Annotated in this window: 21 protein-coding genes and 1 pseudogene; 15 read left to right on the forward strand and 7 right to left on the reverse strand. The window is 71.5% G+C overall.

Annotation, left to right across the window (positions count from 1 at the left end; all coding sequences use genetic code 11):
- Positions 1 to 42: 42 nt before the first annotated feature.
- Both ACIQUQ_RS08445 and ACIQUQ_RS08450 read right to left on the reverse strand, forming a co-directional pair.
- Positions 43 to 810: an ABC transporter permease gene (locus tag ACIQUQ_RS08445; protein WP_403972696.1), complete on the reverse strand. Its 768-nt coding sequence runs from the start codon at positions 808 to 810 to the stop codon at positions 43 to 45.
- A complete protein-coding gene (locus ACIQUQ_RS08450) occupies positions 807 to 1,739 on the reverse strand; it encodes an ABC transporter ATP-binding protein (RefSeq protein WP_403972698.1) in 933 nt (310 codons plus the stop codon). Before ACIQUQ_RS08450 ends, ACIQUQ_RS08445 begins: the two co-directional genes overlap by 4 nt.
- Positions 1,740 to 1,856: 117 nt before the next feature.
- Here ACIQUQ_RS08450 and ACIQUQ_RS08455 point away from each other — a divergent pair, with 117 nt between their 5' ends.
- The 10 genes and pseudogenes from ACIQUQ_RS08455 to ACIQUQ_RS08500 all read left to right on the forward strand — a co-directional run.
- Positions 1,857 to 2,651 (forward strand): formate/nitrite transporter family protein, encoded by a 795-nt coding sequence (locus ACIQUQ_RS08455; protein WP_403972700.1) that lies wholly within the window; start codon positions 1,857 to 1,859, stop codon positions 2,649 to 2,651.
- A gap of 65 nt (positions 2,652 to 2,716) precedes the next feature.
- Positions 2,717 to 3,508: a helix-turn-helix transcriptional regulator gene (locus tag ACIQUQ_RS08460; protein ID WP_403972918.1), complete on the forward strand. Its 792-nt coding sequence runs from the start codon at positions 2,717 to 2,719 to the stop codon at positions 3,506 to 3,508.
- Positions 3,505 to 4,920: a Fe-S cluster assembly protein SufB gene (gene sufB, locus ACIQUQ_RS08465; protein WP_399940223.1), complete on the forward strand. Its 1,416-nt coding sequence runs from the start codon at positions 3,505 to 3,507 to the stop codon at positions 4,918 to 4,920. Before ACIQUQ_RS08460 ends, sufB begins: the two co-directional genes overlap by 4 nt.
- A 66-nt stretch (positions 4,921 to 4,986) precedes the next feature.
- Positions 4,987 to 6,165, forward strand: a complete 1,179-nt coding sequence (gene sufD / locus ACIQUQ_RS08470; RefSeq protein WP_403972704.1) for a Fe-S cluster assembly protein SufD — start codon at positions 4,987 to 4,989, stop codon at positions 6,163 to 6,165.
- Positions 6,165 to 6,482 carry a non-heme iron oxygenase ferredoxin subunit gene (locus tag ACIQUQ_RS08475; RefSeq protein ID WP_399940229.1) on the forward strand — a complete coding sequence of 106 codons (318 nt, stop codon included), beginning with the start codon at positions 6,165 to 6,167 and terminating at the stop codon, positions 6,480 to 6,482. Before sufD ends, ACIQUQ_RS08475 begins: the two co-directional genes overlap by 1 nt.
- A 7-nt stretch (positions 6,483 to 6,489) precedes the next feature.
- Positions 6,490 to 7,254 carry a Fe-S cluster assembly ATPase SufC gene (sufC, locus tag ACIQUQ_RS08480; RefSeq protein ID WP_399940232.1) on the forward strand — a complete coding sequence of 255 codons (765 nt, stop codon included), beginning with the start codon at positions 6,490 to 6,492 and terminating at the stop codon, positions 7,252 to 7,254.
- Positions 7,251 to 8,507: a cysteine desulfurase gene (locus ACIQUQ_RS08485; RefSeq protein WP_403972707.1), complete on the forward strand. Its 1,257-nt coding sequence runs from the start codon at positions 7,251 to 7,253 to the stop codon at positions 8,505 to 8,507. The genes sufC and ACIQUQ_RS08485 overlap by 4 nt, the downstream gene beginning before the upstream one ends.
- 37 nt (positions 8,508 to 8,544) lie before the next feature.
- The gene (gene sufU, locus ACIQUQ_RS08490) at positions 8,545 to 9,009 is read left to right on the forward strand and encodes a Fe-S cluster assembly sulfur transfer protein SufU (RefSeq protein ID WP_399940238.1); all 465 of its coding nucleotides are present in this window, start codon (positions 8,545 to 8,547) and stop codon (positions 9,007 to 9,009) included.
- Positions 9,006 to 9,362: a metal-sulfur cluster assembly factor gene (locus ACIQUQ_RS08495; RefSeq protein WP_403661135.1), complete on the forward strand. Its 357-nt coding sequence runs from the start codon at positions 9,006 to 9,008 to the stop codon at positions 9,360 to 9,362. The genes sufU and ACIQUQ_RS08495 overlap by 4 nt, the downstream gene beginning before the upstream one ends.
- 170 nt (positions 9,363 to 9,532) lie before the next feature.
- A pseudogene (locus tag ACIQUQ_RS08500) lies at positions 9,533 to 10,405 on the forward strand (hypothetical protein); the annotation flags it as partial.
- Here ACIQUQ_RS08500 and ACIQUQ_RS08505 read toward each other — a convergent pair.
- Positions 10,402 to 11,610, reverse strand: coding sequence for a hypothetical protein (locus ACIQUQ_RS08505; protein ID WP_403972711.1), 1,209 nt, complete (start codon positions 11,608 to 11,610; stop codon positions 10,402 to 10,404). The pseudogene ACIQUQ_RS08500 and the gene ACIQUQ_RS08505 sit on opposite strands and share 4 nt — an antisense overlap.
- 94 nt (positions 11,611 to 11,704) lie before the next feature.
- On the opposite strand from ACIQUQ_RS08505, the gene ACIQUQ_RS08510 reads away from it, so the two are divergent.
- On the forward strand, positions 11,705 to 12,025 hold the full coding sequence (locus ACIQUQ_RS08510; protein ID WP_403972714.1) for a DMT family transporter: 321 nt from the start codon (positions 11,705 to 11,707) through the stop codon (positions 12,023 to 12,025).
- Positions 12,026 to 12,041: 16 nt separating this feature from the next.
- Positions 12,042 to 12,587, forward strand: a complete 546-nt coding sequence (locus ACIQUQ_RS08515) for a TetR/AcrR family transcriptional regulator (RefSeq protein ID WP_403972920.1) — start codon at positions 12,042 to 12,044, stop codon at positions 12,585 to 12,587.
- 71 nt (positions 12,588 to 12,658) lie between these two features.
- On the opposite strand, the gene ACIQUQ_RS08520 is transcribed toward ACIQUQ_RS08515, so the two are convergent.
- Entirely contained in the window at positions 12,659 to 13,531 is an 873-nt protein-coding gene (locus ACIQUQ_RS08520) for a winged helix-turn-helix transcriptional regulator (protein ID WP_403972716.1), read from the reverse strand.
- Between the two features lie 105 nt (positions 13,532 to 13,636).
- Between ACIQUQ_RS08520 and ACIQUQ_RS08525 the strand changes: the two genes are divergently transcribed.
- Complete coding sequence (locus tag ACIQUQ_RS08525; RefSeq protein WP_403972718.1) at positions 13,637 to 14,866, forward strand: MFS transporter; 1,230 nt, start codon at positions 13,637 to 13,639, stop codon at positions 14,864 to 14,866.
- A 9-nt stretch (positions 14,867 to 14,875) separates the two neighbouring features.
- Positions 14,876 to 15,853 (forward strand): 2,3,4,5-tetrahydropyridine-2,6-dicarboxylate N-succinyltransferase, encoded by a 978-nt coding sequence (dapD, locus tag ACIQUQ_RS08530; protein WP_403972721.1) that lies wholly within the window; start codon positions 14,876 to 14,878, stop codon positions 15,851 to 15,853.
- 110 nt (positions 15,854 to 15,963) lie between these two features.
- On the opposite strand, the gene ACIQUQ_RS08535 is transcribed toward dapD, so the two are convergent.
- The 3 genes from ACIQUQ_RS08535 to ACIQUQ_RS08545 all read right to left on the reverse strand — a co-directional run bounded on the left by ACIQUQ_RS08535 (position 15,964) and on the right by ACIQUQ_RS08545 (position 18,936).
- Complete coding sequence (locus ACIQUQ_RS08535) at positions 15,964 to 16,218, reverse strand: hypothetical protein (RefSeq protein WP_403972723.1); 255 nt, start codon at positions 16,216 to 16,218, stop codon at positions 15,964 to 15,966.
- A gap of 225 nt (positions 16,219 to 16,443) precedes the next feature.
- Positions 16,444 to 16,974 (reverse strand): GNAT family N-acetyltransferase, encoded by a 531-nt coding sequence (locus ACIQUQ_RS08540; RefSeq protein WP_403972725.1) that lies wholly within the window; start codon positions 16,972 to 16,974, stop codon positions 16,444 to 16,446.
- A 96-nt stretch (positions 16,975 to 17,070) separates the two neighbouring features.
- Entirely contained in the window at positions 17,071 to 18,936 is a 1,866-nt protein-coding gene (locus ACIQUQ_RS08545) for an endonuclease/exonuclease/phosphatase family protein (RefSeq protein WP_403972727.1), read from the reverse strand.
- 222 nt (positions 18,937 to 19,158) lie between these two features.
- Between ACIQUQ_RS08545 and ACIQUQ_RS08550 the strand changes: the two genes are divergently transcribed.
- A complete protein-coding gene (locus ACIQUQ_RS08550; RefSeq protein WP_403972729.1) occupies positions 19,159 to 20,766 on the forward strand; it encodes a hypothetical protein in 1,608 nt (535 codons plus the stop codon).
- Positions 20,767 to 20,937 lie beyond the last annotated feature (171 nt).

Raw genomic sequence — 20,937 nt, forward strand, 5'->3', positions numbered from 1 at the left:
CCGGAACCGTGGTCTGTGGTCCGGTCCATCCTCGCGGGAAGGTCACTCCCAGCGGAAGTGGCGCGCCGCCAGGCCCAGACCGAGCACGGACCAGCCGGCCAGCAGGCCGAGCTGCTGCCAGGGCATCCCGGCACCGTGCCGGAGCACGTCGCGGAGCCCGTCGGAGAGCGCGGAGATCGGCAGCAGCTCCAGTACGGAGCGGACGCCGGCCGGGAACTTCTCCAGCGGCACGATCACCCCGCCGGCCACGAGCAGGAGCAGGAAGACCAGGTTCGCCGCGGCCAGCGTGACCTCGGCCTTGAGGGTGCCGGCCATCAGCAGGCCGAGGCCCGAGAAGGCGGCGGTGCCCAGCAGCAGCAGGGCGGCCACGGCGACCGGGCTGCCCTGCGGGGACCAGCCCAGGCCGAACGCGATGGCGGTCAGCAGCGCCACCTGGAGCACCTCGGTGACCAGGACGGACAGGGTCTTGGCCGCCATCAGGCCCCAGCGGGGCAGCGGCGAGGCGCCCAGCCGCTTGAGGACGCCGTACCGGCGGTCGAAGCCGGTGGCGATGGCCTGGCCGGTGAAGGCGGTGGACATCACCGCGAGGGCCAGCACGCCGGGGGCCAGGAAGTCCACGCTGCGGCCCGCGCCCGTGTCGACGATGTCGACGGAGGCGAACAGCACCAGCAGCAGGGCCGGGATGATCACCGTCAGCAGCAGCTGCTCGCCGTTGCGCAGCAGCATCCGCGTCTCCAGCGCCGCCTGGGCGCCGATCATGCGGGCCAGGGGGGCGGCCCCGGGCTTGGGGGTGAACGTGCCGGCGCTCATCCGCGCAGCTCCCTGCCAGTGAGTTCCAAGAAGACGTCCTCCAGGGTGTGCCGCTCGACGGAGATGCTGTCCGGCATCACGCCGTGCTGGGCGCACCAGGAGGTGACGGTGGCCAGCAGCTGGGGGTCGACGCTGCCGGTGATCCGGTAGGCGCCGGGGGTGAGCTCGGCGGCCGCGGTGCCGTCGGGCAGGGCCTTGAGCAGGGCGGCGAGGTCCAGGGAGGGCCGGCCGGTGAAGCGCAGGGTGTTCTCGGCGCCGCCGCGGCACAGCTCTTCGGGGCTGCCCTGGGCGATGACCCGGCCGGCGTCGATGACTGCCACGTCGTCGGCCAGCTGCTCGGCCTCGTCCATGTGGTGGGTGGTGAGGACCACGGTCACGCCGTCGGCGCGCAGCTCCCGCACCAGGTCCCAGGTCGCCCGGCGGGCCTGCGGGTCGAGGCCCGCGGTGGGCTCGTCCAGGAAGACCAGCTCCGGGCGGCCCACGACGGCCATGGCGAGGGCCAGCCGCTGCTGCTGGCCGCCGGAGAGCCGGCGGTAGGGGGTGCGGCCGCAGCCGCCCAGCCCGAGGCGCTCGACCAGGGACCCCACGTCGAGGGGGTTCGCGTACAGCTTCGCCATGTGGCGGAGCATCTCCACGGCCCGGGCGCCCGAGTAGACGCCGCCGGACTGGAGCATCACGCCGACGCGCGGCCGCAGGGCCGCGGCGTCGGCGTACGGGTCGAGGCCGAGGACGCGGACGGTGCCGGAGGCCGGGGGGCGGTAGCCCTCGCAGGTCTCGACGGTGGTGGTCTTGCCGGCGCCGTTGGGGCCGAGGACGGCGGTCACGGTGCCGGTCAGGACGTCCAGGTCCAGTCCGTCCACCGCGGTCTTGTCGCCGTAACGCTGGACCAGGCCGCGTACGCGGACGGCGGCGGCCGGGGATTCACTCATGGGGGCGAGTCTACGGAGCCCGGAGGGGGTCCTAGGTCCCGGGGGCGCGGGGTCCCGGGACCCGGAAATGGTGACCTTTTCATGCGGGCCGGCTCTTCACCGAAAACCTAATGTCGAATGGTGAACAGCATTGCGCAGAACGTGGAAGAGACCTCTGGTCAGGCCGAACACAAGGCGCACGACCTCGCGCACCGGCCGCGCTATTTCGTCTCCGCCGTGCTGGCGGGCGCGTACATCGGCATCGGCGAGGTGCTGCTGCTCGTGGCGATCTCGCCGTTCGCGGCCCGGGGCTCGGCGGCGGTGAAGCTGCTGGAGGGTGCGGTCTTCCCGGTCGCGCTGACCATCGTGATGTTCGCCGGGGCCCAGCTGTTCACCAGCAACGTCATGGTGATGCTGGTGGGTGCCCTGTCCGGGCGTACCGGGCTCGGGGATCTGGCGGCGGCCTGGTCCCTCTCGCTCGTGGGCAACCTCGCGGGCGCCTTCCTCTTCGGCGCGATGGTGCACGCCTCGGGCGTGGTCTCGGGCGGTCCGGCGCGGGCGATGCTGGCGGAGATGGTGCACGGCAAGACGGCGCTGTCGGGCGGGCAGCTCTTCTGGCGGGCGGTGCTCTGCAACATGCTCGTCTGCCTGGCGGTCTGGATGTTCACCCGGGCGCGGGGCGACGCCGCGAAGATCTTCGTCCTGTGGCTGCCGGTGGCGGTCTTCGTGGCCGTGGGTTTCGAGCACTGCGTGGCGAACATGGCCCTTTTCAGTCTCGCGATCCTCGACGGGAGCGCCGGATCCGGTGACCTTCTGCGCAATCTGGTCTGCACCGTGCCGGGCAACGTGGTGGGCGGAGGATTGCTGGTCGGAGCCGTTTACTGGTTCGCCGGAGGGTCCCGGAGGGTGCCCGGAAGAACGCATTCCGAATAACTCTGCGTCGACAGATTAGGTAACCCTTAGTGATGGAGGCCACCAGGAGTGGTCTCCGTCACGGCTTGTCCGGGCTCGCCGAATTAAGCAACAATGGCGTTGTGAAAAACGGTGCACGGACGATCGAGACCCCTCAGGGGGACCTCGCGACCGGGGAGCGGTCAACCCGCAACCGGGTCGCGCGCTCGATCCTGGACCACGGTCCGTCCACGGTCGCCGACCTCGCACAGCGTCTCGGCCTCACCCAGGCCGCGGTGCGCCGCCACCTCGACACGCTCGTCGCCGACGACGTGGTCGAGGCCCGGGAACAGCGCGTGTACGGCACGCGGACCCGCGGGCGGCCCGCCAAGGTGTTCGCGCTGACCGACTGCGGCCGCGACGCCTTCGACCAGTCGTACGACAAGCTCGCCGTCGACGCCCTGCGCTGGATCGCGCAGGCCGCGGGCGGCGGGGAGCGCGGCGAGGCGGCGGTGGCCGAATTCGCCAAGGCGCGGCTGGCCGCACAGGCCGAGACCTACCGGGAGGCCGTCGACGCGGCGGGCCCCGCGGAGCGCACCGAGGCCCTGGCCAAGGCATTGACCGTGGACGGGTACGCTGCTACGGCGAAGAGCGCTCCCGGTCCGCACAGCGGTGAACAGCTCTGTCAGCACCACTGCCCGGTCGCCCACGTCGCCGAGCAGTTCCCGCAGCTCTGTGAGGCGGAGACCGAGGTCTTCTCACGACTGCTCGGGACGCACGTGCAGCGACTCGCCACGATCGCCCACGGCGATGGGGTGTGCACCACCTTCATTCCGCGAAGCGCCGCACAGGCAACCACATCAGCATCTGCAAGCACGGCCGGGAGGAACCCCGCATGACCACGGAGATTGCTCACCCTGAGCTCGAGGGCCTGGGCAAGTACGAGTACGGCTGGGCCGACTCCGACGCGGCCGGTGCCGCGGCCAAGCGGGGTCTGAACGAGGACGTCGTCCGCGACATCTCGGCGAAGAAGAACGAGCCCGAGTGGATGCTGAAGCTCCGCCTCAAGGGCCTGCGGCTCTTCGACAAGAAGCCCATGCCGACCTGGGGCTCCGACCTGTCGGGCATCGACTTCGACAACATCAAGTACTTCGTGCGTTCCACCGAGAAGCAGGCCGCTTCCTGGGAGGAACTGCCCGAGGACATCAAGAACACGTACGACAAGCTCGGCATCCCGGAGGCGGAGAAGCAGCGCCTCGTCGCCGGTGTCGCGGCCCAGTACGAGTCCGAGGTCGTCTACCACCAGATCCGCGAGGACCTGGAGGAGCAGGGCGTCATCTTCGTCGACACCGACACCGCGCTGAAGGAGCACGAGGAGCTCTTCAAGGAGTACTTCGGCACCGTCATCCCGGTCGGCGACAACAAGTTCGCCTCGCTGAACACCGCCGTGTGGTCCGGCGGCTCCTTCATCTACGTGCCGAAGGGCGTGCACGTCGAGATCCCGCTGCAGGCCTACTTCCGCATCAACACGGAGAACATGGGCCAGTTCGAGCGGACGCTGATCATCGTCGACGAGGACGCCTACGTCCACTACGTCGAGGGCTGCACCGCCCCGATCTACTCCTCGGACTCGCTGCACAGCGCCGTGGTCGAGATCATCGTGAAGAAGGGCGGCCGCTGCCGCTACACGACCATCCAGAACTGGTCGAACAACGTCTACAACCTGGTCACCAAGCGCGCCGTGGCGTACGAGGGCGCGACCATGGAGTGGATCGACGGCAACATCGGCTCCAAGGTCACCATGAAGTACCCGGCCGTCTACCTGATGGGCGAGCACGCCAAGGGCGAGACCCTGTCCATCGCCTTCGCGGGCGAGGGCCAGCACCAGGACGCCGGCTCCAAGATGGTCCACATGGCGCCGAACACCTCCTCCAACATCGTCTCCAAGTCGGTGGCGCGAGGCGGCGGCCGCACCTCCTACCGCGGCCTGGTCGAGATCGGCGAGGGCGCCCCGGGCTCCAAGTCGAACGTGCTCTGCGACGCCCTGCTGGTGGACCAGATCTCCCGCTCGGACACGTACCCGTACGTCGACGTCCGCGAGGACGACGTGACCATGGGCCACGAGGCGACCGTCTCCAAGGTCTCCGACGACCAGCTCTTCTACCTCATGCAGCGCGGCATGACCGAGTTCGAGGCCATGGCCATGATCGTGCGCGGCTTCGTCGAGCCCATCGCGAAGGAGCTGCCGATGGAGTACGCGCTGGAGCTCAACCGGCTGATCGAGCTGCAGATGGAGGGCGCGGTCGGCTGATCGCCGCCGCGGCCCCCGCAGCACATCGACATCCTTTCGACGTAGGAAGAGAGCAGAACGACAGCCATGGCTGAGGCTCAGAACATTCCGGCCGGTTCGACCACGGCCGGCGCTATCGCGGTGGCCGCAGAGTCCACCGTCGCCACCCGGATGAGCGCCCCCCCGTCCTTCGACGTGGCGGACTTCCCCGTGCCCCACGGGCGCGAGGAGGAGTGGCGCTTCACCCCGCTGGAGCGCCTGCGCGGCCTCCACGACGGCACCGCGGTCGCCAACGGCACGATGAAGGCCCAGATCGACGCGCCCGAGGGCGTCACCGTCGAGTCCGTCGACCGTGACGACGAGCGCGTCGGCAAGGCCGGCACCCCGGTGGACCGGGTCGCCGCCCAGGCCTTCTCCTCGTTCGCCAAGGCCACGGTCGTCACCGTGCCCAAGGAGACCGTCCTCGCGGACCCGATCCGCGTCGCCCTGCACGGCGAGGGCGGCACGACCTTCGGGCACACGGTCTTCGACATCAAGCCGTTCGCCGAGGCGGTCATCGTCATCGACCACACCGGTGACGGCGTGCGCGCCGCCAACGTCGACATCCTGGTCGGCGACGGCGCCAAGGTCACCTTCGTGTCGGTGCAGGACTGGGACGACACCGCCGTCCACACTTCCCAGCACAACGCGCTGATCGGCCGCGACGCCTCCTTCAAGTCCGTGGTCGTCACCTTCGGCGGCGACCTGGTCCGCATCCACCCCCGGGTGAACTACGCGGGCACCGGTGGCGAGGCCGAGCTGCTCGGCCTGTACTTCACGGACGCCGGCCAGCACCAGGAGCACCGCCTCCTGGTCGACCACGACGTGCCGCACTGCACCTCCAACGTGACCTACAAGGGCGCGCTGCAGGGCGAGGGCGCGCACGCGGTCTGGATCGGCGACGTCCTGATCGAGAAGACCGCCGAGGGCACCGACACCTACGAGCTCAACCGCAACCTCGTCCTCACCGACGGCGCGCGGGTCGACTCGGTCCCGAACCTGGAGATCGAGACCGGCGAGATCGTCGGCGCCGGCCACGCCTCCGCCACCGGCCGCTTCGACGACGAGCAGCTCTTCTACCTGCAGGCCCGCGGCATCCCCGCCGACGAGGCCCGCCGCCTGGTGGTCCGCGGCTTCTTCGCCGAGCTGGTCCAGCAGATCGGTGTCGAGGACGTCGAGGAGCGCCTGATCGGCAAGATCGAGGCAGAGCTCGAGGCGTCCGTCTGATGACCTACGTCAAGGCCTGCGCGCTGAGCGAGCTCGAGGAGAACACCCCCAAGCGGGTGGAACTCGACGGTACGCCCCTGTCCATCGTGTCCACCGAGGGGGAGGTGTTCGCGATCCACGACGTCTGCTCGCACGCGAACGTCTCGCTGTCGGAGGGCGAGGTCGACGACTGCCAGATCGAGTGCTGGCTGCACGGATCGGCCTTCGACCTGCGCACCGGCAAGCCGTCCGGGCTCCCCGCGACGCGCCCCGTCCCCGTTTACCCCGTAAAGATCGAAGGGGACGACGTGCTCGTCTCCCTCACCCAGGAGTCCTGAGGCACCCATGGCTACGCTTGAAATCAACGACCTGCGCGTCTCCGTCGAGACGGAGAACGGCTCCCGCGAGATCCTCAAGGGCGTCGACCTGACCGTCAAGCAGGGCGAGACGCACGCCATCATGGGCCCGAACGGCTCCGGCAAGTCCACCCTGGCGTACTCCCTCGCGGGTCACCCGAAGTACACCGTCACCGGTGGCACCGTGACCCTCGACGGCGAGGACGTCCTGGAGATGTCCGTCGACGAGCGCGCCCGCGCCGGCGTCTTCCTCGCCATGCAGTACCCGGTCGAGGTTCCCGGTGTCTCCGTCTCCAACTTCCTGCGGACCTCGGCCACGGCCGTCCGCGGCGAGGCCCCCAAGCTGCGCACCTGGGTCAAGGAGGTCAAGGAGGCCATGGAGCGTCTCTCCATGGACCCCGCCTTCGCCGAGCGCAACGTCAACGAGGGCTTCTCCGGCGGTGAGAAGAAGCGCCACGAGATCCTCCAGCTGGAGCTCCTCAAGCCGAAGATCGCGATCCTCGACGAGACCGACTCCGGCCTCGACGTCGACGCGCTCCGCATCGTGTCCGAGGGCGTCAACCGCGTCCGCGAGACCGGCGAGGTCGGCACCCTGCTGATCACGCACTACACGCGCATCCTGCGCTACATCAAGCCCGACTTCGTGCACGTGTTCGCGAACGGCCGCATCGCCGAGTCCGGCGGCGCCGAGCTCGCCGACCAGCTGGAGGCCGAGGGCTACGACAAGTACGTGAAGGGTGGCACGACCGCGTGACACAGCTGCCTGGCCTCCTCGACATCGAGGCGATCCGCAAGGACTTCCCCCTGCTGGATCGTGTGGTCCACGACGGGAAGAAGATCGTTTACCTGGACAACGCGGCGACCTCGCAGAAGCCGCGCCAGGTGCTCGACGCGCTGAACGCCTACTACGAGCGTCACAACGCCAACGTCCACCGTGGCGTCCACGTGCTCGCCGAGGAGGCCACGGCACTGTACGAGGGCGCCCGCGACAAGGTCGCCGCCTTCATCAACGCGCCGAGCCGCGACGAGGTGATCTTCACGAAGAACGCCTCGGAGTCGCTCAACCTGGTCGCGAACATGCTCGGCTGGGCCGACGAGCCCTACCGGGTCGACCGCGAGACCGAGATCGTCATCACGGAGATGGAGCACCACTCCAACATCGTGCCGTGGCAGCTGCTCGGGCAGCGCACGGGCGCGAAGCTGAAGTGGTTCGGCCTCACCGACGACGGCCGCCTCGACCTGTCGAACATCGAAGAGATCATCACGGAGAAGACGAAGATCGTCTCCTTCACGCTGGTCTCCAACATCCTGGGCACGGTCAACCCGGTCGAGGCGATCGTGCGCCGCGCCCAGGAGGTCGGCGCGCTCGTCCTCATCGACGCCTCCCAGGCCGCCCCCCACATGCCGCTCGACGTGCAGGCGCTCGGCGCCGACTTCGTGGCCTTCACGGGCCACAAGATGTGCGGCCCGACCGGCATCGGCGTCCTGTGGGGCCGCCAGGAGCTGCTGGAGGACCTGCCCCCGTTCCTCGGTGGCGGCGAGATGATCGAGACCGTCTCGATGCACTCCTCCACGTACGCCCCGGCGCCGCACAAGTTCGAGGCGGGCACGCCCCCGATCGCGCAGGCCGTCGGCCTCGGCGCGGCCGTGGACTACCTCACCTCGATCGGCATGGACAAGATCGCCGCGCACGAGCACGCGATCACCGAGTACGCGGTCAAGCGCCTCTCCGAGGTGCCCGACCTGCGGATCATCGGCCCGGCCACGGCCGAGGACCGCGGTGCCGCGATCTCCTTCACGCTCGGGGACATCCACCCGCACGACGTCGGCCAGGTGCTGGACGAGCAGGGCATCGCGGTCCGCGTGGGACACCACTGCGCGCGGCCCGTCTGCCTGCGGTACGGAATTCCTGCGACCACGCGGGCGTCGTTCTACCTGTACTCCTCTCCGGCGGACGTCGACGCGCTGATCGACGGCCTGGAGCACGTACGGAACTTCTTCGGATGACGGACGACCACGAGGGCGACGAGGCGACGAGGCCGCTGTGAAGCTGGATTCGATGTACCAGGAACTGATCCTGGACCACTACAAGCACCCGCACGGGCGTGGCCTGCGCGACGGTGACGCCGAGGTGCACCACGTCAACCCGACGTGCGGCGACGAGATCACCCTGCGCGTGAAGTACGACGGCGAGACGCTCACCGACGTCTCGTACGAGGGCCAGGGCTGCTCCATCAGCCAGGCCAGCGCGTCGGTGCTGAACGAGCTGCTGGTCGGCAAAGAGCTGGCCGAGGCGCAGAAGATCCAGGCCACCTTCCTGGAGCTGATGCAGTCGAAGGGCCGGATCGAGCCCGACGACGCGATGGAGGAGGTGCTGGAGGACGCGGTCGCGTTCGCCGGCGTCTCGAAGTACCCGGCACGGGTGAAGTGCGCCCTGCTGAGCTGGATGGCGTGGAAGGACGCGACCGCCCAGGCGCTGGGCGACGGCGCCGAGAGGAAGACGGCATGAGCGAGACCACGAACGACCAGACCGAGGGCGTCGTCACGACGAAGCCGGCCACCGAGGAGGAGGTCCGCGAGGCCCTCTACGACGTGGTCGACCCCGAGCTCGGCATCGACGTCGTCAACCTGGGGCTGATCTACGGCATCCACATCGACGACGCCAACATCGCGACCCTCGACATGACGCTGACGTCCGCGGCCTGCCCGCTGACCGACGTGATCGAGGACCAGGCGAAGTCGGCCACCGACGGCATCGTCAACGAGCTCCGGATCAACTGGGTCTGGATGCCGCCGTGGGGTCCCGACAAGATCACCGACGACGGCCGCGAGCAGCTCCGCGCGCTCGGCTTCAACGTCTGAGCGGACCCGTCCGTACGAAGGCCCCCGGCACCCCGTGTGCCGGGGGCCTTCGGCCTTCCCGGCGTGCGGAGTTCGCCCGCCGTACGGGTGGTGTGTGCCGGGTGTTGGGGTGGGGGGCCGAGTCTGCTCGTCGTCGGCAGGCCGCCGCAGGGGGAGGCCGTCGCCCCGGCGTGCTGCGGCTGTACGACCGTTCGTGGTCCGGCGGTCCGGTGCGGACCTGGGACTTCACCTCGCAGCTCGGCGTCACCAAGGAGGTCGACATCGAGGGCGCCGCCCGGGTCGGCGACACGATCTACTGGACCGGATCCCTGGGCAACAACAAGGACGGCGAGTACAAGGCCGACCGGAACACCGTCTTCACGACCAGGGTCACCGGCTCCGGCTCCGCCGCCCAGCTCACCTTCGGCCGCTCCTACAAGGGCCTCCGCGGCGACCTCGTGGCCTGGGACCGGGCCCACGGCGACCGTTACGGCTTCGCGGCCGCGACCGCCGCCGGCCAGGTGCCCAAGCAGATCGACGGCTTCAACGTCGAGGGCCTGGAGTTCGCCCCCGGCTCGACCACCACGGCCTACATCGGCTTCCGCGCCCCGCTGGCCCCCGCCGTCCCGGGCGGGAAGGCGCTGCTGGTGCCCGTCACCAACCTCGACCAGGTCCTGGCCAACGGCGCGAAGCCGGTGTTCGGTACCGCGGTCGAGCTGGACCTCGGCGGTCTCTCCGTGCGCGACCTGCGCCGGAACGCCGCCGGCGAGTACCTGGTCCTGGCCGGGTCCTGGGCGGCCGACGACAACACCGACCCGTACGCCCTCTACGCGTGGGACGGGGTGCCCGGCCCCGCCCCCGTCAAGCGCGCCGACCTGCCGACGGCGGACGCCGGCGGCTGGGAGGCCGTGGTCGACGTACCGGACCTCACGCAGCCCGGCGCGCGGGTGCAGCTGGTGACGGACAACGGGTCGGCGGACCTGTACGGGGACGGGACCGCGGCCAAGGACCTCACCCGCTCCGAGTGGAAGAAGTCCCGGGCCGCCTGGTTCACCCTCGGCTAGAACGGTCCCGCCGGGGCGGGGCCGCCCGGAGGTGCGGGCGGTGCCGCCGCGGCGGCCATGAGCGCGGGGGCCAGGTCCTCGCGCCGGATCCGCTGGTCGATGTAGAGCAGGCCGCTGGTCAGCTGGGGGAAGCCCACCTGGAACAGCTGGCTCACCACGCCGCCGAGCATGATGCAGGCGAAGTAGACGACCATGCCGCCGACCATGGCGGCCACGTCCGGCTCGGGGTTGCCGGCGCCGACCATCATCGTCGGGAAGAACGCGAACATCCCCACGAACGTGAACGGCAGCTGGATCATGTACCCGATGACCGTGGCGATCAGGGCGGTCAGCAGGGTGATGCCGAAGACCCGCCACCAGGTGCCCTTGACCAGCTGCGAGGAGCGGCGGAGCGCGGCGACCGGGCCGAGGTGCTCGCACACCACGGCGGCCGGGGCGAAGCTGAGCCTGACGCCCAGCCAGACGCTCACCGGCATCGCGACCAGCAGGGCCAGCGGCATCAGCAGGACGATGGGGCCCGGGTCGCCGTTCGTCGAGTTCGCGGCGGCGGTGATGACCAGGGCGACGGAGGCGCCGAACGCCAGCAGCACCGGCCCGCCGGCCACCAGGCCGGTGAGCAGCAGGGTGCCGAGCATCGAGGGCATCCGGGACCAGGCGCGGCGGAACATCGCGCGGTACGTGGTGCGCCGGCCCAGCACGGCCTCCTGGAGGACGGCCGGCGTCAGCGCGCTGATCATGGCCCAGCCGAGCAGCAGCACGGCGAACAGCAGCACGCCCACGGGGATGAGCGCGAACAGCACGGGGTCGAGGTCCTCCGGCGCGGGGCTCTCGCCGGCCGGGAGGTCGAAGACGCCGGGCAGGTGCGGGTGGACCACCGCGACCCCGATGCCGACCGCGAGGGTCACGACCAGGATGCCGATGCCCTGGACGGTCAGCATGACGCCGACCAGCTGCTTCCAGTAGCGGCCGAAGGTGGTGAAGGAGCCGCCGAGCACCTCGCCGACGCCGAGCGGGCGCAGGGGTATCACGCCGGGCTGCGGGGGCGGGGGCGGTGCCCAGCCGCCGCCCCAGGCACCGGGGTAGCCGTAGGGGGACCCGTACGGGGGTGGCTGCTGCTGTCCGTGTGGCGGGGGTGTCCCCGGGGGGTTGCCGTGCGGTACTCCGCCGTTCGGTTCCGGCGGACCCCACCCCTGGTTCTGCGTCATGCAAGCACCGTATATGCCGTGGTCGCCGGGGTGGAGGGGTGGTGCGCCAGGTATTTGCGTACGACCGTACACATCGTTGTGTACGCTCGTACGCATGCCTTACGTTCTGCTGGCCGCGGCCATAGCGGCAGAGGTCGCCGGGACCACCGCGATGAAGTACAGCGACGGCTTCAGCAAGCTGTGGCCCTCGCTGGGCACGCTGCTCGGGTACGCCATCGCCTTCACCCTGCTCGCCCAGACCCTGAAGTCCATGTCGGTGGGTACGGCGTACGCGATCTGGGCGGGCGTCGGCACGGCCGCGATCGCCGCCATCGGCATGGTCTTCCTGGGCGAGGCCGCCACCGCCGCCAAGCTGGCCGGCATCGCGCTGGTCATCGGGGGCGTGGTGCTGCTGAACCTGGGCGGTGCGCACTGATGCGGCGGGTGCGCTGATGGCCGCCACGCGGCGGTACGACCCCGACCGGCGGTCCCGGATCATCGGCGCGGCGATCCGGGTGGTGGGCGCGAAGGGCATCGCGGGGCTGAGCCACCGGTCCGTGGCGGCCGAGGCGGACGTGCCGCTGGGCTCGACCACCTACCACTTCGCCACCCTGGACGAGCTGCTGGTCGCCGCGCTGCGGCAGATCAACGAGGGCTTCGCGGAGCGGGTGGCGGCCAGCACCGCGCTGGACGACCCCCGCGTGGACCTCGCGGACGAGCTGGCGCGGCTGCTGGGGGAGTGGCTCGCGGGTGAACGGACCGGCGTGGAGCTTGAGTACGAGCTCTACCTCGCCGCCCTGCGCCGGCCGGCGCTCCGGCCGGTGGCGGCGGAGTGGTGCGAGGCGGTGGCGGCGCTGCTGGCCCCGCGCACCGACCCGGCCACGGCGCGGGCGCTGGTGGCGATGATGGACGGCCTCTCGCTCCAGGCGCTGCTCACGGACACCCCGTACGACCGGGCCTACGCCGCCGAGATGCTCCGCAGGGTGCTGCTGGGCTAGGCGGGGCCTCCCGGCCCGTCGGCCACGGCCCCGGGGCGGGCCCTGGACCGGGCCCCGCAGGGGGTCCGGCCCTACGCCCGTACTGCGGCCAGCGCAGCGCCGACGCTCGCCTCGATGTCCTGGACCGGGTAGAGCACCTCGCGCACGGTGCGGTCCGGGTCGACGACCAGGGTCAGCCGCTTGAGGCGGCTCACGCCGGCTGCCCGGAACGTCGGCAGGCGCAGGGCGGCCACCAGTGCCAGGTCCGCGTCCGACAGGAGCGGGAAGGTCAGGGCCTCCGACTCGGCGAACTCCCGCTGCTCGTCCGGGCGCTGGGTGGAGACGCCGCGTACCGCCGCGCCCGCCGCCGTGAACTCCGCCAGCCTGTCCCGGTAGCTCCGCGACTCCAGCGTGCAGCCCCGCGCCCCAGGGATGCCGCCCCAGCCCGGCGGGTACGACTCCACCCGCGCGTACGCCCCCGGGAAGCAGTACAGCACCGTCCAGGCGCCCTCCGGCCCGAGCGGGTCCCGCACCTGCCCGTCCTGGTCCGGCAGCAGCAGTTCCGGCACCCGCGTGCCCACCAGCGCGTGCACCCGCTCCGCCTCGCGCGAGGACTCCCCGGCCGTGGCCGTCAGCTCCCCCTCGCCCAGAACCCAGGTGTCGCCCCAGTCCTGGAGGGCCACCAGCACCGGCAGCAGGGCCCGCCCCCGCGCGGTCAGCCGGTACGCGTGCCGCACCGGCCGCTCCTGGTACGGCTCCCGCACCAGGACGCCCGCGTCCTCCAGCAGGCGCAGCCGCTCCGTGAGCACCTTGCGGGAGACCCCGAGCTCCCGCTGGAACTCCTCGAACCGCGAGAGCCCGCGCGCCGCGTCCCGCACGACGAGCAGTGTCCACCAGTCGCCGACCACGTCGAGGGCCTGCGCGATCGCGCAGTCCGCGTCGTCGAGCCGTGTCCGCTGCGCCATGACCACTCCCCACAAGATCGCCCCGGTGCCGCACGGGCGTTGACCCGAGGGTTTCATGTTGGCAGAGTCAGTTCCCAAAAGGAACTGACTCGTGGGGGAGAGCGCATGCTGCGGGGGCTCAAGGAAGTACCGAGGCCGGTCTGGCTGCTCGCCGGAGGCGTCTTCGTCAACGCCGTCGTCAGCTTCACCTTCGTCTTCGTGTTCGTGTACCTGACCGGCCCGCGCGGCCTCGGCGCCGCGCAGGCCGGCCTGATCGTCGGCCTCGGCGGCGCGGGCCTGATCGCGGGCAACTTCACCGGCGGCTGGTTCGGCGACCGCTACGGCCACCGTCGCGCCCTGCTCACCGCCTCGGCCCTCGGCGGAGCGGTCCTGGTCACCCTCCCTGCACTGCCCCTGCCCCTGCTCTGCGCCGCCCTGCCCGCGGCCCAGTACGCCGCCGGCGTCATCCGCGCCGCCAACTCCGCCCTGGTCGCTGTCACCGTCCCCGAAGGCGCCCGCCGCCAGGCCTTCGCCGTCATCCGCGCGGTCTCCAACGGCGGGTTCACCGTCGGCCCGCCCCTCGGCGCCCTGGTCGCGACCGGCCTCTCGTACGACTGGCTGTTCGTCGCCGACGGCATCGGCACCCTCTTCTTCGCCGTCTGGACCGCCCGCGTCGTCCCCGCGCGCGGCGCCGCCCGAACCGCCGCGGCCCCGGACGGGGGTCGGGGCCGCGGCATCCGCCACGAACTGCGCGCCCGGCCCGCCCTGCTCGTACTCCTCGGCGCCATCCTCGTCATCGACGTCGTCTACCGGCAGCAGTACTCGACCTTCCCGGCCTTCCTGGCCGACCACGGCATGGACACCCGGGTCTACGGCCTCCTGATCGCCGTCAACGGCGGCGTCATCCTCCTCCTGGAGATCCCCGCCGCCCTCGCCCTGCGCGAACGCTCGCCGCTGCACATCATCGGCACCGGCCTCGTCCTCGTCGGCAGCGGCTACGCGGCCCTGCTCCTCGGCGCCGCCACCGCCACCACCGTCGCGATGATGGTGCTGGTCAGCCTCGGCGAGATCCTCTACAAGACCACCGCCACCGCCTACGTCGCCGACGTCGCCCCCGCCCACGCCGTGGGCCGCTTCCAGAGCCTGTACGCCGGGGTCTCCGTCAGCGGCGTCGTGCTCTCCGCACCCCTCGGCGGACTCCTCTACGGGGCCGCCCCCGGCCTGCTCTGGCCCCTGTGCGCCCTGCTCGGGGTCGCGGCCGGCGCCACCGTGCTGGCACTCGGCGCCCGTACCGTACGACGCGCCGCGCGACCGGCACATGAGACCGGTTCGCCCGCGGCGGCCGTCGTTGGTTAGCGTGCCTGCATGACTACGCGTACCACCGGCGCCGTCGCCGCCGGACTTGCCACCATCACCGCCGACGGCACCGTCCTCGACACCTGGTTCCCCGCCCCCGCGCTGGCCGAGGAGGCCGGCCCGGCCGGGACCGAGCGCCTGACCGCCGAGCAGGCCGCGGAACTGCTCGGCCCGGCCGCCGCCAAGGCCGTCCGCACGGACGCCGTCCGTGGCGTCGAGGTCGTCGCCGTCCGTACCGTCATCTCCTCGCTGGACGACAAGCCGCTCGACGCGCACGACGCGTACCTGCGCCTGCACCTGCTCAGCCACCGCCTGGTCAAGCCGCACGGCCAGAACCTGGACGGCGTCTTCGGCCTCCTCACCAACGTCGCCTGGACCTCGCTCGGCCCGGTCGCCGTGGACCAGCTGGAGACCGTGCGCCTGAACGCCCGCGCCGAGGGCCTGCACCTCCAGGTCACCTCGGTCGACAAGTTCCCGCGGATGACCGACTACGTCGCCCCCAAGGGCGTGCGCATCGCCGACGCCGACCGCGTCCGCCTCGGCGCGCACCTCGCCGAGGGCACCACCGTCATGCACGAGGGCTTCGTCAACTTCAACGCCGGCACCCTCGGCACCTCGATGGTCGAGGGCCGCATCTCCGCCGGCGTCGTCATCGGCGACGGCTCCGACATCGGCGGCGGCGCCTCCACCATGGGCACCCTGTCCGGCGGCGGCAAGCAGATCATCTCGGTCGGCGAGCGCTGCCTGATCGGCGCCGAGGCGGGCATCGGCATCGCGCTGGGCGACGAGTGCGTCGTCGAGGCCGGCCTCTACCTCACCGCGGGCACCCGCGTCACCCTGCCGGACGGCGAGGTCGTCAAGGCGCTCACCCTGTCCGGGGCGAGCAACATCCTCTTCCGCCGCAACTCGGTCACCGGCGCCGTCGAGGCCCGCCCGAACAACGCGGTCTGGGGCGGCCTCAACGAGGTCCTGCACAGCCACAACTGATCCGCGGTACCGCGGCTGATCCGAGGTACGCACGAAGCCCCCGCCCGGGACTCCCGGGCGGGGGCTTCGTGCACTGCGTACCGCGTTCGGTACGGCGTGTCCGTACTGGGTCAGTGCAGCGGGATCGAGCGGACCAGGCCCGCGAACGCGCGCTCCTCCTCCTCCGTCAGCTCCACGCTCTCCATCGGGTGCGAGGCGGTGCCGCGCTGCGCCGGGATGAAAGCGAGCCCCTCGAAGGCGCCCGGCTCCGGGTGGTGGAACCGGCTGTCCCACAGCATGTGGCCGAGGCCGACGACCCAGACGAGGGCGGCGACCACCAGGACGGCCAGGCCGATCTCCTGAACGAGCGACATGGAGGTGAACACGCGGTCCTCCAACGGGGTGGTGGGGGCGGAACGGGTCGGGCGTTCAGGACACTCAACACCAACATCACGTGATTGCTTGAGCAATGTGGCGCAGATCACGCCAGGGTCCAAAGTCCCGACTTCACGCCCTGAGGGCCCCTTTCAGGGGCTTTCATCTTCTTTCCGTGTGTTTCAGGGGTATTTCCGGCGGCTTTCCGGCGCCCTCCGGCGTGCCCGGAGGACCCTTCAGGCGTCCAGTCGCAGCTTGAAGCCCTCGTGGCTGCGTGCGTATCCGAGGGACTCGTAGAAGCGGTGCGCGTCCGCACGCCGCTTGTTGCTCGTCAGCTGGACGAGCGCGCAGCCGCGGTCGCGGGCCCGCTCGGCCGCCCGCCGCATCAGCTCCCGCCCGAGACCGCAGCCCCGCAGGTCGGCGCGGATCCGTACGGCCTCCACCAGCGCCCGTTCGGCGCCGCCCTGGCCCAGGCCCGGGACGTACGTGAGCTGGAGGCAGCCGACGACCGTACCGCCCGCGCGGTCGGCGCCCGACGCGTCCTGCGGGTGCGGCGCGTCCTGCGGGTGCGGCGCGTCCTCGGGGTGCAGCGCGTCCTCCTCCGTCAGGACCAGCACCTCGTTGCGCGGGTCGGCCTCGATGTCGGCGAAGGCCCGCTCGTGCGCCTCGCCCACCGTCACGGACGCGGGGTCCACCACGCGCTCCTCGTCGGCGAGCAGGGCGAGCACGGCGGGCAGGTCACGGCGGGTCGCGGTACGGAAGATCATGGTCCGGAGTGTGGCAGGGGCCCCGGTCGGGACGGCGACCGGGGCCCTGGCTGCGAGCCGGCGGAACGTTCCGCCCGGCGGCTATGGGATCAGCGGCTACGGGATGAAGCGCAGCACCTGCGGGTCGTGGTCGCTGTTCTGGTCCGCGAACTCCGCGTTGATGTGGACGCTGTCGTACTGGAACTTCTTGATGCCCGGGCTCACCAGGATCTGGTCCAGGACCTGGGCGTTGCCCTGGTAGACGTACGAGTACCGCTCCGCGCGCGGCAGCGACTTGATCGCCGAGTACAGCGCGCCGCCGTCCTCCAGCGCCTGAGCGGTCGCCGAGAACTCGAAGTCGTTGATGTCGCCCAGCACCACGACGTTGGCGTTGTGCTGCGCCGCCGTGATCTCCTTCACGAAGGAGTTCACGGACTGCGCCTGGAGCAGCCGCTTGGCCTCCGAGGAGCGGACCGGCGGCTGGTGGTGGGAGGTCAGGCCCTCGTCGCCGCCCTTCGAGCCGAAGTGGTTGGCGATCACGATGACCTTGCGGCCGCGGAAGACGAACTCGCCGGCCAGCGGCTTGCGGCTGCTCTCCCAGGCGGTGTTCGCCGGGTCGATGCGGCCGGGGGAGTGGGTCAGCGCGGCGTGGCCGTTCTCGGTCACGACACCGGTGGCGGTGGTGGCGTCGCCCGCGTCGCGGTCGGTGAACGAGACGCGCTCCGGGTTGAACAGGAAGACCTGGCGGATGTTGCCGCCGGGCTCGCCGCCGTCCTTGTTGTTCTCCGGGTCGACCGAGCGCCACTGGTACGCCGGGCCGCCCGCGGCCACGATGGCCTCGGTGAACTTCCGCAGCGTCTCGCCCGCGGCGACCGTGCCGTCGTTCTTCGCGCCGTTGTCGTCCTGGATCTCCTCCAGGGCGACGATGTCGGGGGAGGCCAGGTTCTCCACGACCGCCTTGGCGAGCGCGTCGAACTTCTCCTGCGGGTCGGACGGGTCGAGGTTCTCGACGTTGTACGTCGCGACCGCCAGCTCGCCCGGCTTCTGCGCCTTGGTCTTCTCGCGCTGCAGGTCCTTGGACTCGACGGTGCCGAGGGTGCGGGCGACGAGGGTGTAGCCGCCGAACTGGTTGAAGTCCAGCGGGCCCTCGGTGGTGCCGGTCAGCTTGTCGCCGACGTCCGCCTTCGGGAACGGCTGCTGGGCCAGCGGCGCGAGCTGCTGGATCTGGAGGCGGCCGGTGTTCTGGGACTCGTACGAGCCGTAGACCGTGCCGCCGCGGGGGGCGCGGTGCTCCCAGCCCTTCACGGTGACCCACAGCTCGGCGTACGGGTCGGTGGCGCCGACGACGCGGGAGTCGCCGATGCGGACGTTCATGCCCTCGAGCGACTCGTAGTAGTCGAGCGCGTAGGTGGCCGGGTCCAGGGTCAGGCCGTTGATGCTGCCGCCGTTGGCCGGGTCGCCCTGGGGCGCGTACTCGGCGGGGACGGAGTACTCGTTGACGAGCGTGGCCTCGGGCAGCGCGTTGCCCGAGGACAGCACGGTGACCTTGGGCTTGGAGATCTGGGTGACCGACTGGTTGCCCGAGTTCAGGCCGCCGGGCACGTACTCGCCGACCAGGCCCGAGACGGAGACCGCGTCGCCGACGGCGACGGTCGGGACGGAGCTGGTGAAGACGAAGACGCCCTCGCTCGTGGCGTCGCTGTCGTCGGCCTGCGGGTCCTGGATCCAGAAGCCGCGGGAGCCGTACGTGCGGACGCCGGTGACGATGCCCTCGACGCCGGTGACCTGCTGGCCGGCGAGCGGGGATATCCGGGTGGCGCCCTGGATGTCGTGGACGCGTATCGCGGCGGCGGTGCCCTCTTCTGACAGCTCGGCGGCGGACGCGCTGCCGGCCAGCAGGCCGGCGGCCAGGGCGGCGGCCACCACGGAGGCCACGGCGGCGGAACGGGAGTGGGATCCAGTCACGGTGGGACGGGAACGCATGGGCAGGACTCCGGTATGGGATGAGGGGCGGAGTGGAGGTGGTCTGTGGATCCGCTGTTGAGATCTACGCGCGTCAATGTCTTGTGTCTACTGGCCGGTTGTCAAGGCCTGGCGGGTGGACGGGGGTTGACGTCTGCATGAACCGGACGGGATGGGGCGAATTGCGTCTACGCTGGGCGCGCCGACTTCACTCCCGCCCGTGTGATCCGAGGAGAACCAGCCATGTCCGCAGAGCGCCCCACGCTGCCGCGAGTGCTGCCGCCGGTACGGCTGCCTTCGGAGGCGGAGCTGGCCCGCGACGCCCTGGGCGCCCCGCTGCTGACGCGGGCGGTGCGCGTGGCGCGGTGGGTGGGGGACGAATTGCGGGTGGGGGTCGAGGGTGAGCTCGATGAGCGGCAGTTGTCCGGTGCGGCTCGCGTGCTGGGGCTCGGTGGTGCGGGTGCCGGTGCTGGTGCTGGTGCGGGTGCGGGTGCGGGTGCTGGTGCGGGTGCGGGTGCGGGTGCCGGTGCCGGTGCCGGTGAGGACGAGGGCGCCGCTTACGCGAGTGAGGCTTGGCGGGTGGCCGTTGACACCGGTCTGGTCGAGCTGACCGATCCGGAGCCCGGCCGCGAGGCCGAGGGCGGTACCGCCCGTGCGGGTGAGGAACTCGCCCTGGTCACCGGAGGCTCGCCGGCCGACGTGCTGAACCTGTGGCTGGGCGTGCTGGAGGCCGTGCTTGCGGATGCGGCCGTTCCGGACCTGGACGACCTGGTGGACGCGCTGGACGAGGGCGGCGAGATCGACTTCGAGCGGCTGGACTGGGATCCGGGCCGCGAGGCCGAGTTCCTCGACGGGGTGCTGGCCAACCTGTACTTGCTGACCGTTGCCGAGGGTGGTGGTGCGGGTGCGGGTGCGGGTGCGGGTGCGGGTGCGGGCGCGGGTGTGGGGGCGGGTGCGGGCGGGGGTGCCGTGCCGCTGCCGGTGCTCGCTGCCTCGATGGTCGTGCCGGAGGACATGGGCGAGCCCACCGACGAGGTGCTGGAGCGGGTCTCCGAGGTGATGATGCGGCTCGACGACCAGTTCCGGATGCTGGAGCCCGTGGGGCTCGTGGAGTTCCGGCCCGTCGACGAGGAGCTGATGGCCGAGGCGGACGACGAGTTCGCCGGCGGCATCGATGCCGGGAACCCCGAGGACGTGGCCCGCTACGGCATGGTCCGGCTCACCCCGCTCGGCCTGTTCGGCGTGCGGGCCCGGATGCTGGAGGCCGGCGTCGCCGCGCCGGCCGTGGGCGACCTCGCCGCCAAGGGGGCCGACGTGCTGCTGGACGCGCTCCCGGGCTTCCCCGAGGCCGCCGCCCGTGCCGAGGTCGAGCACTGGCTGGCCGGACGCGGGACGGGGGCGGCGACGGCCGAGCTGCTGGCCGCGGCCAGGGGCGGCGACGCGGGTGGCCCGCTGCGGCGGCTCTCCTGCCAGCAGGCCCTCGCGCTGGTCGGGCCGGCCGCCGAGCCCGCCGTACGGGCGGTGCTGGACGATCCCGAGTTGGGCGGGCTGGCGCGGGTGTGGCTGGCCGAGCGGGGCGCGGTGGACGTGCCCCCGCCGGGCGAGGAGCTGGTGTTCTGGCTCGCGTTCGACACGCTCGCTGCGCAGTTGGCCGCCGACGGGGACGCGGCGGAGCTGACCGATCTGATGTCCGGGCTGACCGGGGGCCACAGCGGCTTCTTCGAGGCCGCCTGGCGGGTGGACCACCCGGCCGCGGCGGACGTGCTGGAGGCGATGGGGCGGCTGCACCCGGACCGGAAGGCTGCCAAGGAGGCGCGGAAGGCTGCGTTCAAGGCTCGGTCCCGGGGATAGGGGCTGAGTTCTGGGGTGGGGTGGGGGGCTGGGCTTGAGGTGGGGTGGGGGCTGAGTTCGGGGGTGGGTTGGGGCTGAGTTCTGGGGTGGGGTGGGGCGCCGGGGGCCGGCTGCGGGGGCGCGCCCCGTGGTGCGTGGGTCCCCTCGGTGCTTGACGGGGCATGGCCTGCA

Source organism: Streptomyces sp. NPDC101118, from assembly GCF_044759445.1.
In the GTDB taxonomy this organism is placed as follows: Bacteria; Actinomycetota; Actinomycetes; order Streptomycetales; family Streptomycetaceae; genus Streptomyces.